This is a genomic window from Mucilaginibacter yixingensis (assembly GCF_041080815.1).
Lineage (GTDB): Bacteria > Bacteroidota > Bacteroidia > Sphingobacteriales > Sphingobacteriaceae > Mucilaginibacter > Mucilaginibacter yixingensis.
Genome location: NZ_CP160205.1, coordinates 590,230 through 605,379 on the forward strand (window position 1 = coordinate 590,230; position 15,150 = coordinate 605,379).

A 15,150-nucleotide genomic window follows, 5' to 3' on the forward strand; every position below is an offset into this window, starting at 1 on the left:
GGAATATGGATCAGGGCTTGATACTCGGCGGGTATTGAATATATTATTAAGAATAAACGACCAGGTTGTTGGCACAAGAGAAGTGAATGTTGAACAAGCGTTTCGATATCGGTCTACGCCACAAGAAGGGGAGAGGTTTAATATTTTGATCGATGTAAATGACCCCAATAAGATAGTGATCTTAGAGAAATTAGAAGTGTAATTGTTTATCTCTTACTTTAATTGTAAAACAATGGCGCCGTCAAAGTAGTACAGGAGAATAACTACTATGCATTTGGCCTGATTATGTTGAGCCGCGCGGTGGCTACACAAACTGATACCAATAAAAAGTTATACAACGGTGACGGCGAATGCCAGAATGATTTTGATAACCAACTTGACCTGTACCAAACGCTTAATCATTATGTGCCTACAATGTGCCGGAACATCAACAAGATTTTAATTACAGGTCTAATGAAAGTTTTCTAAATTAGTGCTGCAATTATTTTGACATGGAGCCGCCTGAAACCTTATTGAATAAAAAAGTTAAAGCCTATACGCTCACCGAGATTTTGGTGGTACTGGTGATCATCGGCATATTGGTGTTACTGGCTTTGCCTAACTTACTCCCGCAGATTACCAAAGCCAAAAGCATGGAGGCCAAGTTGCAACTGGAGCACGTGCAAACACTGGAGCGCAATTACTTCTACGAGCATTCCAAATATTCGAAAGACTTAACGGAGATTGGGTTCATCCAGGAAAAACTGGTGACCGATGGTGATGGCGGGCATGCCAACTACCGGATTGAGATCACCAATGTTTCCAGTTCTGGTTTTACCGGTCGCGCTACCTCTGTGGTTGATTTTAACCAAAACGGCGCCTTCAATACCTGGGAAATTGACCAGGACAAGAACTTAAAAGAAGTTACCCCCGATTAACGTGTTGTTAGCCTGTAAATTACTGGTGATGATGCTACTGCTGCTGATCTTTAAACAGGATGTAAAAGACAGAATGGTATGGGTATGGGCGTTTCCCTTACTGGCTGTGGCGTTGGCATGGCTTAATTATAGGGAGCAACACATATATGATTTTCGGCAGTTGGCCGTCAATCTGATCTTTCTCTTTGTCCAACTGGGCTTAGTGTCACTTTACTTTTCGATAAAGAATAAGACCTGGACAAATATTACCAGCGAATTATTGGGTTGGGGAGATATTCTCTTTTTATGCGCATTGGCTTTTTATTTACCGGTAGTAAATTTCATTGTCTTTTATCTATCGAGCTTGCTATTGATCCTTTTGTATTGGGTGTTGCGCAAACCTAATAATCGGCATATTCCTTTGGCTGGATTGCAAGCTTTGCTGTTTGCACTTTTGTTGTGTTCTGGTTGGTTGGTGCCAGCTCTTAATTTACAACAGACCGACTGGATCTTAAAACTGATGGCATGAACGAAGCGGCCGTCATATCCATACAGCGCGATCAGTTGCATTGGCTCACCAAAGAGCAAGCCTGGCATTATCGTGTTTTACCGGTAGCTAAAACTGCCGATAGCTTCGAACTTTATTGCGAAGCAGAGGCCGATACGGATACTTTGCGCGATGAGTTGGAGATGCTGTTTGGGATAACTGTGTCGTTTGTGCCTATCCCAGCCGAACAATTGGCGAGATTGTTGTCTACCCATTACCTGAGAGATCAAGGGACGAAGGCCGGGCTTGATGTAGAAGCACTACGCGAAAACGGTGATTTCCTGCTCACGCTGATCGGTGAGGCCAAAAACCTGAAAAGCTCTGATATCCATATCGAGATCTATGAGTTTAAATGTCGGGTGCGTATCCGTATTGACGGGCAGATGATCGAACGTTACCGTTTGAGCCAGGATGAATATCCGGCGTTGGTCAATAAGATCAAAATTTTGGCTAACCTGGATATTGCCGAAAGGCGCTTACCACAGGATGGCCGTATCAGTTTTAATCATGGCGGTCATCAGTTTGATATCCGTGTTTCCGTATTACCTACCTTACATGGCGAGAAGGTTGTACTCCGTTTGCTGAATAACGATGCGACGAACATCGACTTGAATGCCCTGGGATTCTCCGAGTTTGACTTGAATAGCTATTTACAGGGTGTTAAAAGGCCGAACGGCATCCTGCTCATTAGTGGGCCTACCGGTTCCGGTAAAACCACCACCTTATACGCTACGCTCAAGCTGCTCAATAAAGAGACGCGAAATATCCTGACTATCGAAGACCCGGTGGAGTATACGCTGGAAGGCATCAACCAGGTGCAACTGAAAGAAACCATCGGATTGACCTTTGCGGCCGCATTGCGTACCTTTCTACGGCAGGACCCGGATGTAATCATGGTGGGTGAGATTCGTGATACGGAGACCGCCAATATGGCCATCCGCGCGGCGCTGACCGGTCACCTGGTGCTGTCAACCATCCATACAAACTCGGCTTGGGGCATTGTTTCCCGTCTATCAGATATGGGGGTGCCACCGTTTCTGGTCGCTAATACCTTGAATACCGCGGTGGCACAACGTCTGGTCAGGCTCATCTGTCCGCATTGCAAAAACAAAGAATTATTTGATGAGGCGCTTTACCCAAGGCAGTTTAAGCCTTGGGCAAAGGTGGAGGAACATTATACCGCAAAAGGCTGCGAGCAATGTTTTTATACGGGTTATAAAGGACGTAAGGCTGTCTATGAAATTATCCCGATAGATCAGGAACTGGCGGCTGAGATCAAAAAAGAAAATATCGATGTGCAACAGTTATTGGCTGAGCGCGGCATCAAAACACTGGCAGAAAATGCCTTTAACTTATTTAAAGAAGGATTGACAACGATGGAAGAGATTTACCCGCTTCTGTTTAACTATTAACGAAGCATGCAACGATTACTAAACCGAATCACGATTTTATTTTTTTTACTCATCTTACCCTTTGCGCTAAAGGCGCAAGACGATGAGCATATCAACTCGATCAAAAACAAGCTGGATAACCTGTCGGCGGCTGTACCCGGCCTGAGCCAGAAAGTGCAGCTGAACCTAAACAATGTCACCATCAGCGAATATCTGGGGGCATTGGGTAAAGCCAGCAACCTGAGTCTGAGCATCGACTCCCGGCTGACCTTCAAGGTGAACCATAATTTTAATGATGTTACAGCCGAGGATATCCTGATCTTTTTGGCCAAACAATACAGCCTGGATATCGAGCCCGTAGGCTCGATCATTATGATAGCGCCTTACATTGATCCTAAAACATTGGTGAAGCCTACCCCTCGCGAACTCAGCATCAAATATAATCAGTTGGAAAACACCCTGAGTTTTGAGCTGAATAACGATAGCTTATTGCTGGTGGCCCGCAAGATTGCCCAGTTATCCGGCAAGAACGTGGTGGTGCCGAATGCACTTCAAGGCAAAAAGGTGACCTCGTATATGAACTCGGCACCATTTGAGACAGCCTTGGACAAGATGGCCTATGCCAACGAGCTGAAAATGGTCAAGACCAGCGATAACTATTACCTGTTCCAAACATTGGGCGAAGGGGAAGAGCTGTACGTCAATGGCGATAAAAGTACTGGTGTCCGTAAGAATTTTAAACTTGCTACGCCTACGACGGGTGGTGCCAACATCAATCTCTTTAGTAAAGTAGTTGGCGGCCAAAAATTATTGTCAGCCGAAGCGGTGAACGCGCCAATCGCTGATCTGGTCAAAATGGCCTCACAGGAGATGAATAAGAACTATTTTCTGTATTCAGAGTTAAAAGGCAATATCACGGTTCATATCAGCGATATCAGCTATGATAATTTTCTGTCCGCTCTTTTTAAGGGGACCGATTATACGTTCATCGCTGACAACGGTATATACATGATCGGAGACCGTAAGTTAGAGGGGTTGAGAACCAGTAGAGCAATTAAACTGGAAAATCGACCGATCGATACCGTTATGGCAATAATCCCGAATGACTGGAAAAAAAGTGTAGAGATCCGCGAGTTTCGCGAGCAGAACACGATCCTGTTATCCGGATCGAGGCCGCAGATCGCCGAGATTGAGAGTTTTATTAAGCAGGTCGACTTGTTGGTACCGATGGTATTGATCGAGGTTAATATGATCGATATTCATAAAACCCGCACGGTATCTACCGGTATTGCTGCTGGCGTATCCGATAGTGTTAAAACAGGTGGCTCTATTCTTCCCGGCATCAATTACACGTTTGGCGCGAGCTCCATTAATGACTTTTTAAGCCGTATAAGCGGATCAACAGGTTTCAACCTCGGACATGTAGTGCCTAATTTTTACGTCAGTCTCAAGGCGTTGGAAAACAATGATAATGTGGATGTGCGCGCGGTACCGAAGCTTGCCACTTTGAACGGGCACTCGGCTAAACTTAGCATCGGCCAGAAACGTTATTACCAGATCAAAACCCAGAACGTGATTCCGTCGATCACATCGCCCACCAGCATTTTTACCGATCAATATAAAGAGGTGGAAGCGAACATGGATATTAATATCAAACCGATTGTCTCGGGCGATGATCAGGTGACGCTGAATATTAAAGTCAATATCTCTGACTTTATCGGTACACCACCGGATAATGCGCCGCCGCCAACGGCTAACAGTGTATATGAGTCCATTGTTAGAGCACACAACGAGGATATGATCGTATTAGGCGGTATTGAGCGAAATGAAACCGATGACTCCACTTCTGGCGTACCGGTGCTTTCACGCATCCCGATCTTAAAATGGATTTTTAGTAATAAGACGAAGACCAACCAGAAGGTGGTGACGGTACTGTTTATTAAACCAACCATTATTCGTTGATATGCTGGAACAATATTACCGGTTGAACGAAGTAGTGGGTGTTAGCATCCTGCTCAAGCCGGATGGTAGTCTGGTGATCGATGCCTGTCAGATCGTTATTAAGAAGAACGAATTAAGCTTTGAGCAAAAGCTAACCAACGTTGCTTCGCTTGCTGCGCTGGCCAAAAAGCTCCCGGCCAAAATACCGGTATCACTAAACCTGACCGGTGCCGGTATCATCACCAAACAGTTAGAACAAGCGGAAGAGATCACTGAATCAAATTTCTCTCTCGTCTTGCCAAATGCCCGCTGGGAAGATTATTATATCCAGCAAATCCATAGCGGAACACAATTGTTTGTTTCGCTGATCCGGAAGGAAAAGGCTGACCAATGGCTGGAGCAGTTCAAAGCAAACGAGCTGAACTTATTGATGCTATCGCTGGATGGCCTGCCTATCCTGCATATCGCGGCGCAGTTGAACCTGTATGATCATGATTTTGAAATCAATGGTCATCACATCAAAAGGAACGAAAAGCAGGAATGGATCGCTTATAAAAAACAGCCAATCACACCACTGACATTTGCCCTCAAAGTAGGCAATGAACCCTTACCGCAGGAACTGGTATTGCCCTACGCCGCCGCTTTTCAGCTGGCGATGAATGACCGGTTACAAGCGGCGGCGGTGCAATCCTCTCCATTGGATCAGCCCCTGGCAGTTACCATAGAAAACCGAAAAGTTAAAGCGCAGGGCACCGTCGTCTTACTCTGCTTTTTTGTTCTGTTATTGGTCAATTTTTTTGTTTTCAATGCCAAAAATTCGGCAAACATTCAGCTATCAGGAAAAATCGGCGCACTGGCACAAGCGACCACCGGCAGGGACACCCTTGAAAAACGAATCGCGGAGATGGAAGCCGAAATCCGCGGGCTGGGCATCGAACAGCCGTTAGTAAGAAAAAGTGTACTTATTGATCAGTTGGCCTCGCTGTTGCCGGAGAGTATCAAACTAACGGATATGGCGGTCAATCCAACTGACGATGCCGCAGGCCGGATCAATAAAACAATCGTGTTTAGTAATCACCTGATTAAAATATCAGGGACATCTGCCCAGATCATCCCGGTTAATGAATGGATGGCCCGCATCAAAACCCACGCATGGGTAAAAGAAGTCCAGATGCTAAATTACAGCTATAATCACGAAAAGAACACCGGTGTATTTACCATCGCCATTAGTTTTTAAGCCATGGAAAAGCTAAAAGGAAAAATTAAAAAAGAATACTTGCTCCTTGCAGGAACCTTACTGCTGCTGGTGATCAGCTATCGCCTGGCTTTTCAGAAAACAATTGAGGCCTGGCAGCTCAATAACCGTTTAACCAAAGCGCTTATCCAACAAAACGATCTCAGTTACCAACCCGGATACCTGGAACGCAAGCAGCATAACCTTCAACAAGTGATCAGTCGCTATCGAATTGATTCAACCACTTTTCGGAATAATACTTTGGCCAGATTATCAGAAATGGCATCGACCAACCAGTGCCGAATCATTGAATTACCCTCTGATGCTCAGGAAACGCACGCAGCCAAGTATATTATCAACAAAGTGGTCTTTGAGGGAGATTATGCTGGATTAGTTAAGTTGTTAGATGCTATTGAGAAAGCTAAAGATGCCGGAGTCTTGCGATCTGCTAATTTCAGCACCACTCGCCATGATCAGCTACAAACGGAAGGTCGGTTGACTTTGACTGCATGGCTGGAGATAGTTAAATAAGAGGCTTGTCATATGGATGTAGCGTTGTTTAAGACACTAACAGCTAGTTCTATAACTCTCACAAGGCTAAATGTGAACCATTATGTTATTAGATAATATACTGTCGGGGGAGGGTGTCAAGTTGAGGTTCGCATGATGCAAATGGTTAAGCTCAAGAGATTGCATTTTTATAAATCTTGTCGAAATATAGGTTAATAGTCAATTTGGCCAAAAACATAGAAAATGCAGAGCCTCCTCAGTTTCTTTTTCATCAATAGTTCCTGCTCACTTAATGCCTTGGTCGCTTTTCGGCTTGAAGCATCTTTGGATTTTTGTCCTGATGCGTTGTGCTGTTATTTGGTGGGGAACTGATTTCGCCGCCAGAAGCTTTTACGTACTAACCTGAAATTTCCAAGGTAACTTTTTATAGGCTTATACATCATTATCCATCTTCCAAAAGATGCTTCGAAAAGCAACGATAGCGCTCTCTCCTGCTATACCGACCTTCACCAGAACGCAACTATTTATCCGATTGACAAAGAAAAATTTAAGGAGATATATAAAGGCCTCGATAGGTAAGCGATAGACGTCCTCAGTGTGTTTATCTTAGAGATTTGGCAATACTCCATACATTTTCTAAGTCAGCAGAAAAATGTAGATCGTTTATCATTTTATCTAAGTATTCGAGAACGCTGATGATGAACACAGAACATTATATAATTATAGCAATGGTGAGAGAATCAATTAGGGGGAAACATCTCAATTGAATATTATTTGTTTTAAATATTGAATATTATTTAAAATAATTTGGAATTAAAAAATATGCTACCTAAATTGGATTGCCTCAAATTTATAACCTTAACCTGAATCGTATGAGACCTTTTGCTAACACTTGGTCAAGCCGTTCGGCTATGTACCTTCATTTAATGAGATCTTATTTCTATTGCTCGATCATTCGCTTACCTAATAAAAAGGCTTGACAAAGCATTTAACAGGCGCGGCAGTTCGTGTCAAGCGCCAACCTTTTTTCGATTGACAAATCCTCGTTATTGATTAACAAGATTTTCGATTATTATATTTTATATCCAGTCTTAATATTTCGATTTCTGGCTTTTCCTAGTAGAGAACCGGAATCAAAAGGAAGCAAAGTCATAAATCTAAGCATACTTGATATTCTCAATTGGCATGAAATTCATCAAACTTACCTTACTTTTTCTATTGATCAATTATACAAGATCAATGGCTCAAACTGTCCCTGCACCAATGCCCAACGTAATACCGCCTTCGCCGGAAGCACAGTCTTTTATGCGCTATGGGGAAATTCCGGTTGATGTAAGTACTGGTGTGCCGGATATACAGGTTCCATTATATCAAATTACCAGTGGCAAATTGAGTTTGCCGGTATCTATTACTTATCATTCATCCGGCATAAAAGTTAGCGACGTAGCAAGTGTGGTGGGTTTAGGTTGGAGATTATCAGCAGGTGGTGTACTCACAAAATCCGTAGTCGGAAAACCTGATAACAGCGCAAATTATGGCATGTTTAATTACCCTTATCTTACAAAAGGGCAAATCGATGCGCTTCCACAGGATGGGAGTCAATTTATGGAATTGAAAATGGTTGCCGACGGTACCATGGACGGGGAATCAGATAAATATTATTACTCTGCAGGCAGTAAATTATCTGGAGAGTTTATTTATGACCACTCGCTTAACATCGTCCAAGCGGAATATACGGATAATAAGATAATCGGATTATATCCTTTGTCATATGAAACAGGGCCATCTGCTTATGAAGTAATAAGTGCCGACGGTACCAAATATTATTATGAGGCATGTGAATATTCTCAGACCGATATGGATCCTCACTACATTTCCTCCTGGTGGCTAACAAGAATAGTTTCGGCTGATAACGCAGATCAGATTTCGTTCGAGTATCAAACATTGAATACGCCGACTGTCGTTTTCACTCAATCACAATCTTTGACGTTTGATGGACTTTCTTCTCCGGTTTCGTATGGCGGCTCCCAAACCAATACTTCTTCATTACTTTTAAAGAAAATCACATTCAAGAACGGTTACGTAACATTCGATTATTTAAATGGTCGTAAAGATTTACAGGATAACCGACTTTCTGTTGTTAGTATTTATTCTAACGCCTCGGCGTCTCCTCTGAAAAAATACCAGTTTTCACAGTCTTATTTCTATTCAGGCACTGGCGATAATAAATATAATTACCGGCTTAAGTTAGATCAGCTCGCAGTTTATGACGTTTTAGCAAACAATGTTGAGAATTATTCTTTCGAATATGATCAGCAGTATCCGATGCCTCCGTACACACAACCGGGGCAATATAATAATACTCCATTTGCTTACGCTCAGGATTATTACGGCTATTCTAATGGAGTAAACAATAATCAGCACTTGATCACAGGTTTTACCGCGCAGGCCTGGGTCAGTCCCGCGGATAGAACTTCAAATTTTGATTTTGCAAAAACATGTATACTAACTAAAATCAATTATCCAACGGGAGGCTCGACTTCGTTTGAGTATGCCTCCAACGAAGGAGCCTCACAATACGGCCAATTTCCCGGGGCGGGATTGCGAGTGCATCGAATCATATCGAAGACAGATGCAAATACCATAGCTAAAATAAAAAGGTATGAATACGCAAATAACTTATTAAGGGCTGATTTGGACTTAGACGTTGCGGGACAGAATAGTTACGATTGGGAACCGATGGTATTTAGTCCCGCTAACTGCGGTCTTTCGGTAATCGCAAACTACACTACATATTTAACAAGTCCTTTTTTGCCATTTGCCAGTTTTCATGGTAATCAGGTGGTATACCAGAATGTCGACGAATACGATGACGATCCGGTATCAAATATAAATTTGAAAAAGAGCTACGTGTACGGGGCCAGTAATGATCAAATTATTGGCGTAACCTCTCCAAGATACCACAATCAATATTTCGTGGATTGTTCTTGGAAAAAAGGGCAGTTGCTCGGGGTGCTCTATTATAAATATGATTCCTCCGCAGGGTACATATTAAAACGGGTACAATCAAACACTTATAGCGACTTTAGAGATAATACGGTTATCGCCGGAACTAAAGTTGAACGGGTGCATCCTAAAATTGGCGGTTGCAATCCTGACCAATATCAAAACGGGACTTACTCACAACTTTTCACATGGTTTGATATACCTATAGAAGTTGGCACCCGAAAACTAACCAAAGTTGAGACAACCGATTTTGATGATAACAACAACCCTATTGGAACGACAACAACGTCGTCATCATTTAATTCACTGAATCATTTGTTTCCCACTGCGCAGACAAGTACGACCAGTAAAGGCGAAACGCGAAGGACAGAATTTACTTATCCCACTGACTACTCGGGAGTAGCAGTCTATGATCAGATGACACTTCGCAATTTAATCAGTCCCGTGATAGAAAAAAGAACTTATAAGGTAAATGTTAACAATGTAAGCACTCTGTTGGAAACAACTAAAACCAATTATGGTTTTTGGGACGGGACGGCGTCCGGATGGACGAACAGTATAACCGACCTTATTGTTCCGACCTCTGTTGAATATCAAAAAGCCAATTATAGTTCTGAGCCCCGTGTAATATTCAATAATTATGATAGTAAAGGCAACATGCAATGTTTGTCGCAGAGTATGGGGGCACCGGTTTGTTATTTATATGGTTATGGCGGTTCATACCCTATTGCCAAAATAAGTAATGTGGATTATAGCACTGTGCAATCTGTATTAGGAGGACAGTCGGCGATAAATAACTTCAGAGACAATTCCACCCCGACAGACGCAGCAGTTAGCTCTTTCCTTGCTCCGCTACGTGCATTGCCGAATGCCCAGATTACCTCTTATACTTATATCCCATTAGTCGGTATGACAAGCATGACCGATGCGATGGGAAAAACTATTTATTACGAGTACGATAGTTTCCAGCGCCTTACCACTGTAAGGGATTTGAATGGAAAGATATTAAAACACATGGATTATCACTACAAACAATAAACCCAATCAAATGAAAAAAATATTAGCGTTATTAATCCTTGGTATAATATTTACAAATAGTAGCTACAGTCAGCAGCGGGACACGACTAAGCACAAGGAAAGCGACAATCACAGGATGAATCGCTTCATTCGCCAGCGTCTTGGTATCGACTCCATAAAGGCGGAACAAGTTGATGCTATTCAGGCAACATATAAAGCGGGTATTGCCCGGGTGGCCAGCAGCGGCCTGAGTGAAGATCAAAGACGCAGGGCTATTGATTCATTGATGCGTCAAAAGAATGCCAGACTTGCGGCAATCTTGACGCTAGAGCAACAGGCTAAAATTATTCCAAGCACCGAACGCAGTAAAGAAAAGTCTACTGTGACAAAAAAACAATAAACAGGGCGCACCTTATCACCATTAACACATGAAAAAAAACATTACCTTTTTGGGTACTCTGCTTTTTTGCATCCTTTCATTTCGCGCACAAGCCCAGGATGGACAACATCAATACAGCGCTATTGACGCAGGTACCTATAGTTGCTCCGGAAACTTTTCGGATGTCAACAATACGGATTATGCTGCGGAAAGTTATGGAATGGCTTACAATGTGGTATGGCATAGGTTTACGATAACACAAACGTCTAACGTTAATATATCTCTTTGCAACTCGGGCTGGGATACTTATTTATATCTGGTGGATCAGTATGGCAGTGGCATCGCTTCGGATGACGATGGGGGCTGTGGTGGCGGTACGTCGGCTATTGCAATTAACAGTCTGCAAGCGGGAACGTATTATATAGCTACAGGTGGTTACGGGTCAAATACTGGAGATGTTGACCTGGAATTGAATGTAACCGGTACAGGCAGTGCATCTCCTGGATCGGGAATGAACAATGCCATTTCTGCAGGAAGTTTCAGTTCATCAGGCGGGACATATACAGATACGCGGAGTAATGGAAGTGGGTGTTTAGGTAGTTTTATCGGCCAGCCGAGCAATGACCTCTGGTATGTGTTTACGGTATCTTCGTCGGCTACAGTTACCATCGGTACCTGTGGTAGTGGCATAGACACCTATCTTCATTTGCTAAACGCTAGCGGCAGCGAACTTGCATCAGACGATGATTCAGGTTGCGGTAATTTTACCTCGGCAATAACGTACAGTTTATCACCCGGTACTTATTATGTGGTTAGTGAAGGCTATGGCAATAACCAAGGCTCGATTACCACTACAATCAATATAGGAGCCGGTACCACGGTAGGCGGTACAGGTTGCACGTTACTAACAGCTGTTCCGAGTAGTGATCGGAACTATATTACTACTTATGTGCCGAGAAGCGAGATGAGTAACGTATCCGATCTTGCCACATCAACCACGTGTGATGTGATGGAAACTATCCAATACTTTGATGGTCTAGGCAGGCCAATGCAGACGGTGCAGGTTAAAGCTAGTCCTGGCAATAACGACATTGTACAGCCCATTGTTTATGATCAATACGGACGAATTAATACCCAATATTTACCTTATGCTAACAATCCGAACGTTGCTAGTGATGGTAGCTACAAAACGGATGCACTAACTCAACAGGCGAATTTTTACGGCTCTACTACTGCGTGGGCTCAGGGTATAGTAAAGACCCAATATCCCACCTCAAATATCAATTATGAGGCGTCGCCTTTAGATAGGATTGTCGAGAACGGAGCCGCCGGGCAATCCTGGCAGTTGTCAAACAGTGGTGTTTACAATAGTGGTCATACAATTCGTATTGCTTATGGAGCCAACAACAACGAAGTAATTAAGTGGGAAGTGAATAGCAGCGGCAACGGAGCTATCGGTTCGACCACGTACGCTCCGAATACACTTAGCAAAAGAACATTGACCGATGAAAATGGGAACAATACCATTGAATTTAAAGATACAGAAGGTCTCCTTGTTTGTAAAATGGCTCAATTGGGAAGCTCTTATTTGAGTACCTACTATGTATATGACGACTACAATAACCTGACTTATGTTATACCACCTATTCCCGCAAATACAACATACCCTACTGCATTCCTTGAAACGGATGCTGTATTTATAAATTTTATTTATGGTTATCACTATGATGGGAGAAATAGGCAAGTGGAAAAGAAAATCCCAGGTAAAGGCTGGGAATTTATGATCTATAACCCCCTTGATCAGGTGAGCTTCAGACAGGACGCCAACCAGCGGAATAAGCCGAACCAGGAATGGACCTTTATACGGTATGACGCACAGGGCAGAGTGGTGATCACCGGCATCTGGTATTCGGGTGATGGAGCCGACGGCAATATAGCCAGTCCAAGTCATAGTCGGGAACAGTGGCTACAGAGTTGGTCGACATCCCATGCCCCGCTATGGTCGACGCCGGATAACACCACGAGCACTGGCTATAATAACGATGATCCGCCAGGGCAGATCCTGACGATCAACTATTACGATGACTACACTTTTCCCGGAAACCCTTATGGCTCCTGGAACCCGTCGATGACCCGGCCTGTCGGGTTGCTTACTGCCAGTAAAACGACCGTGTTGGAATCCAACGGTACTTATGGGCCGATGCTCTGGACGGTCAACTACTATGATGCAAAAGGCCGGTTGCAGCAAACCTTTAAACAACACTACCTGGGTGGCGCGGCATCGTACACGACGAATAACTATGATGCCATTCAAACCACTTATAATTTCGATAATAGTGTAGCGGCAACCTATCGTTACCATTATGTGAACGGTTCACAGAACCTACGGATGGACAATGCCTACTTCTATGATCATGCCGGCCGTAAGTTCCAGACGTGGACAGCGATGAATAATGGGACGAGCATCCTCGAGAACCAGGAAGACTATAATGAGATCGGGCAATTGATGACCAAACACCTGCATAGTGAAGACAACGCGGCCAGCTTCCTACAAAACATTAGTTATAGCTATAACGAGCGCGGCTGGATCAATCATATCGGCTCTGTTTATTTCGATGAGGTACTGCGTTATGATCTGCCGGTCGCCGGGGCAGTGGCGCGATATAATGGGAATATCGCAGAACAGCAGTATACGGCTCAATATAGCGGCACCCAGACAGTGACCTACGGCTATGATGAGCTCAACAGGCTGAACTGGGGCAACTCAACAGCTGGCTTCTCGGAAAGTGGTATTACCTATGACTATTTGGGGAATATCATGGGGCTTACTCGGAGCAACTATGGGACATTGGGCTATAGTTACACGAACGGCAGCCAACTGGATCATGTGAACGGTTTTATCAACGGCAGTTACGTTTATGATTCGAATGGTAACAAGGTCACGGATGGGCCTAAAGGCAATACGATTTACTACAATATGCTGGACCTGCCACGAAGTATTACCGGAAGCAATACCATCAGCTATACTTATTCTGCCACCGGCGAAAAACTAAGTTCAGTCAATTCCGGGGTGAGAACTGACTATATCTCAGGTATTCAGTACAACAGCAGTGGGGTAATCGATTTTGTGCAAACTGAGGATGGTAGAGCGATTGCCAGTGGCAGTGGATTCAACTTTGAGTATACCCTGACCGATCACTTGGGAAACAACCGGGTGACCTTTGATAGGACCCACGGCAAAGTGGGAGAGGATGATTATTATCCGTTTGGCCTGAATGTCCATCGACAAGCAAATGCCGGAAATAAGTATCTTTATAATAAGAAGGAATTGCAGGATGGATTAAATGAGTATGATTACGGCGCGAGGTTCTATGATCCTGTTATTGCAAGGTGGACGGGTGTCGATCCGTTAGCGGAGAAATATCGGAGATGGTCGGCGTATAACTATTGCGTTAATAATCCGATAAGATTTACAGACCCTGACGGGATGGGAGTTCAAGAGGAATACGATAAGTTGAAGAATGCAGTGGATGCCGCACATGCCAGAGAACAGCGTGAGGCAGACTACGCTAACTTTTTTGGAAGTATTTACATACCGACGAGTTTGACAAGCCAGGAAAACGCTAACTTGCATGGAGATGATACTGAAAGCACAAATGAAAGCAGCGGCGGATCAGAACAAGCCAGCAATACCGATGACAGCAATACCGATAGCTCCGTTGACGCTGCCAATCAGGGGAGGCCGCTATTTAGTGATCTAGTAAAAAACTATCCGACTACGAGCAATGTCGCAGATGTTTACGCTCTTGTTGGTGGAGATTTGCTGAGAAGTTACAACCAAGACCCGGTAAGTTACGGTAATACTTGTGCTATGAGATTATCTTATGCCTTGAATAAATCTGGTGCCACTATCCCATACATACGTGGAAAAACATTTAAAGGTTCAAACAATCTAAACTACTTTATTAGAGTAAAGGACATGGCGAGCTATATGGATGCTACCTACGGACAGCCTAATATTAATGGGATGCGTCCAGGTGATTTTTCAGGTAAAACAGGGATAATACAGTTTAATGTTTCTGGTTGGAGCGATGCTACGGGGCATTTTACTCTTTGGAATGGAAGTAGCCCTCTATATGGAAACTATTTTAATATAGGTCAACAAGAACCGGGAGTTACCCTAACTGGTGTACACTTATGGGTATTCCGGTAAAACTTAAAAAATCATT

General features: G+C 43.6%; 10 protein-coding genes. All 10 read left to right on the forward strand.

The window, feature by feature from the left end; all coding sequences use genetic code 11:
- Nucleotides 1–285 precede the first annotated feature (285 nt).
- The 10 genes from ABZR88_RS02555 (at nucleotide 286) to ABZR88_RS02600 (ending at nucleotide 15,134) form a co-directional block, all read left to right on the forward strand.
- Entirely contained in the window at nucleotides 286–468 is a 183-nt protein-coding gene (locus tag ABZR88_RS02555) for a hypothetical protein (protein WP_107831640.1), read from the forward strand.
- Between the two features lie 23 nt (nucleotides 469–491).
- On the forward strand, nucleotides 492–917 hold the full coding sequence (locus ABZR88_RS02560) for a type IV pilin protein (RefSeq protein ID WP_107831642.1): 426 nt from the start codon (nucleotides 492–494) through the stop codon (nucleotides 915–917).
- Between the two features lie 28 nt (nucleotides 918–945).
- On the forward strand, nucleotides 946–1,425 hold the full coding sequence (locus ABZR88_RS02565) for a hypothetical protein (RefSeq protein ID WP_107831644.1): 480 nt from the start codon (nucleotides 946–948) through the stop codon (nucleotides 1,423–1,425).
- The gene (locus ABZR88_RS02570; protein WP_107831646.1) at nucleotides 1,422–2,855 is read left to right on the forward strand and encodes a GspE/PulE family protein; all 1,434 of its coding nucleotides are present in this window, start codon (nucleotides 1,422–1,424) and stop codon (nucleotides 2,853–2,855) included. Before ABZR88_RS02565 ends, ABZR88_RS02570 begins: the two co-directional genes overlap by 4 nt.
- Before the next feature lie 6 nt (nucleotides 2,856–2,861).
- Nucleotides 2,862–4,796: a type II secretion system protein GspD gene (locus ABZR88_RS02575; RefSeq protein ID WP_245917122.1), complete on the forward strand. Its 1,935-nt coding sequence runs from the start codon at nucleotides 2,862–2,864 to the stop codon at nucleotides 4,794–4,796.
- A gap of 1 nt (nucleotide 4,797) precedes the next feature.
- Entirely contained in the window at nucleotides 4,798–6,012 is a 1,215-nt protein-coding gene (locus ABZR88_RS02580) for a PilN domain-containing protein (protein ID WP_107831648.1), read from the forward strand.
- Nucleotides 6,013–6,015: 3 nt separating this feature from the next.
- Nucleotides 6,016–6,540 carry a hypothetical protein gene (locus tag ABZR88_RS02585; protein WP_107831650.1) on the forward strand — a complete coding sequence of 175 codons (525 nt, stop codon included), beginning with the start codon at nucleotides 6,016–6,018 and terminating at the stop codon, nucleotides 6,538–6,540.
- A 1,164-nt stretch (nucleotides 6,541–7,704) separates the two neighbouring features.
- Nucleotides 7,705–10,563: an RHS repeat domain-containing protein gene (locus tag ABZR88_RS02590; protein WP_146166619.1), complete on the forward strand. Its 2,859-nt coding sequence runs from the start codon at nucleotides 7,705–7,707 to the stop codon at nucleotides 10,561–10,563.
- A 10-nt stretch (nucleotides 10,564–10,573) separates the two neighbouring features.
- On the forward strand, nucleotides 10,574–10,942 hold the full coding sequence (locus ABZR88_RS02595) for a hypothetical protein (protein ID WP_107831654.1): 369 nt from the start codon (nucleotides 10,574–10,576) through the stop codon (nucleotides 10,940–10,942).
- 28 nt (nucleotides 10,943–10,970) lie between these two features.
- The gene (locus ABZR88_RS02600; RefSeq protein WP_107831656.1) at nucleotides 10,971–15,134 is read left to right on the forward strand and encodes a T6SS effector amidase Tae4 family protein; all 4,164 of its coding nucleotides are present in this window, start codon (nucleotides 10,971–10,973) and stop codon (nucleotides 15,132–15,134) included.
- Nucleotides 15,135–15,150 lie beyond the last annotated feature (16 nt).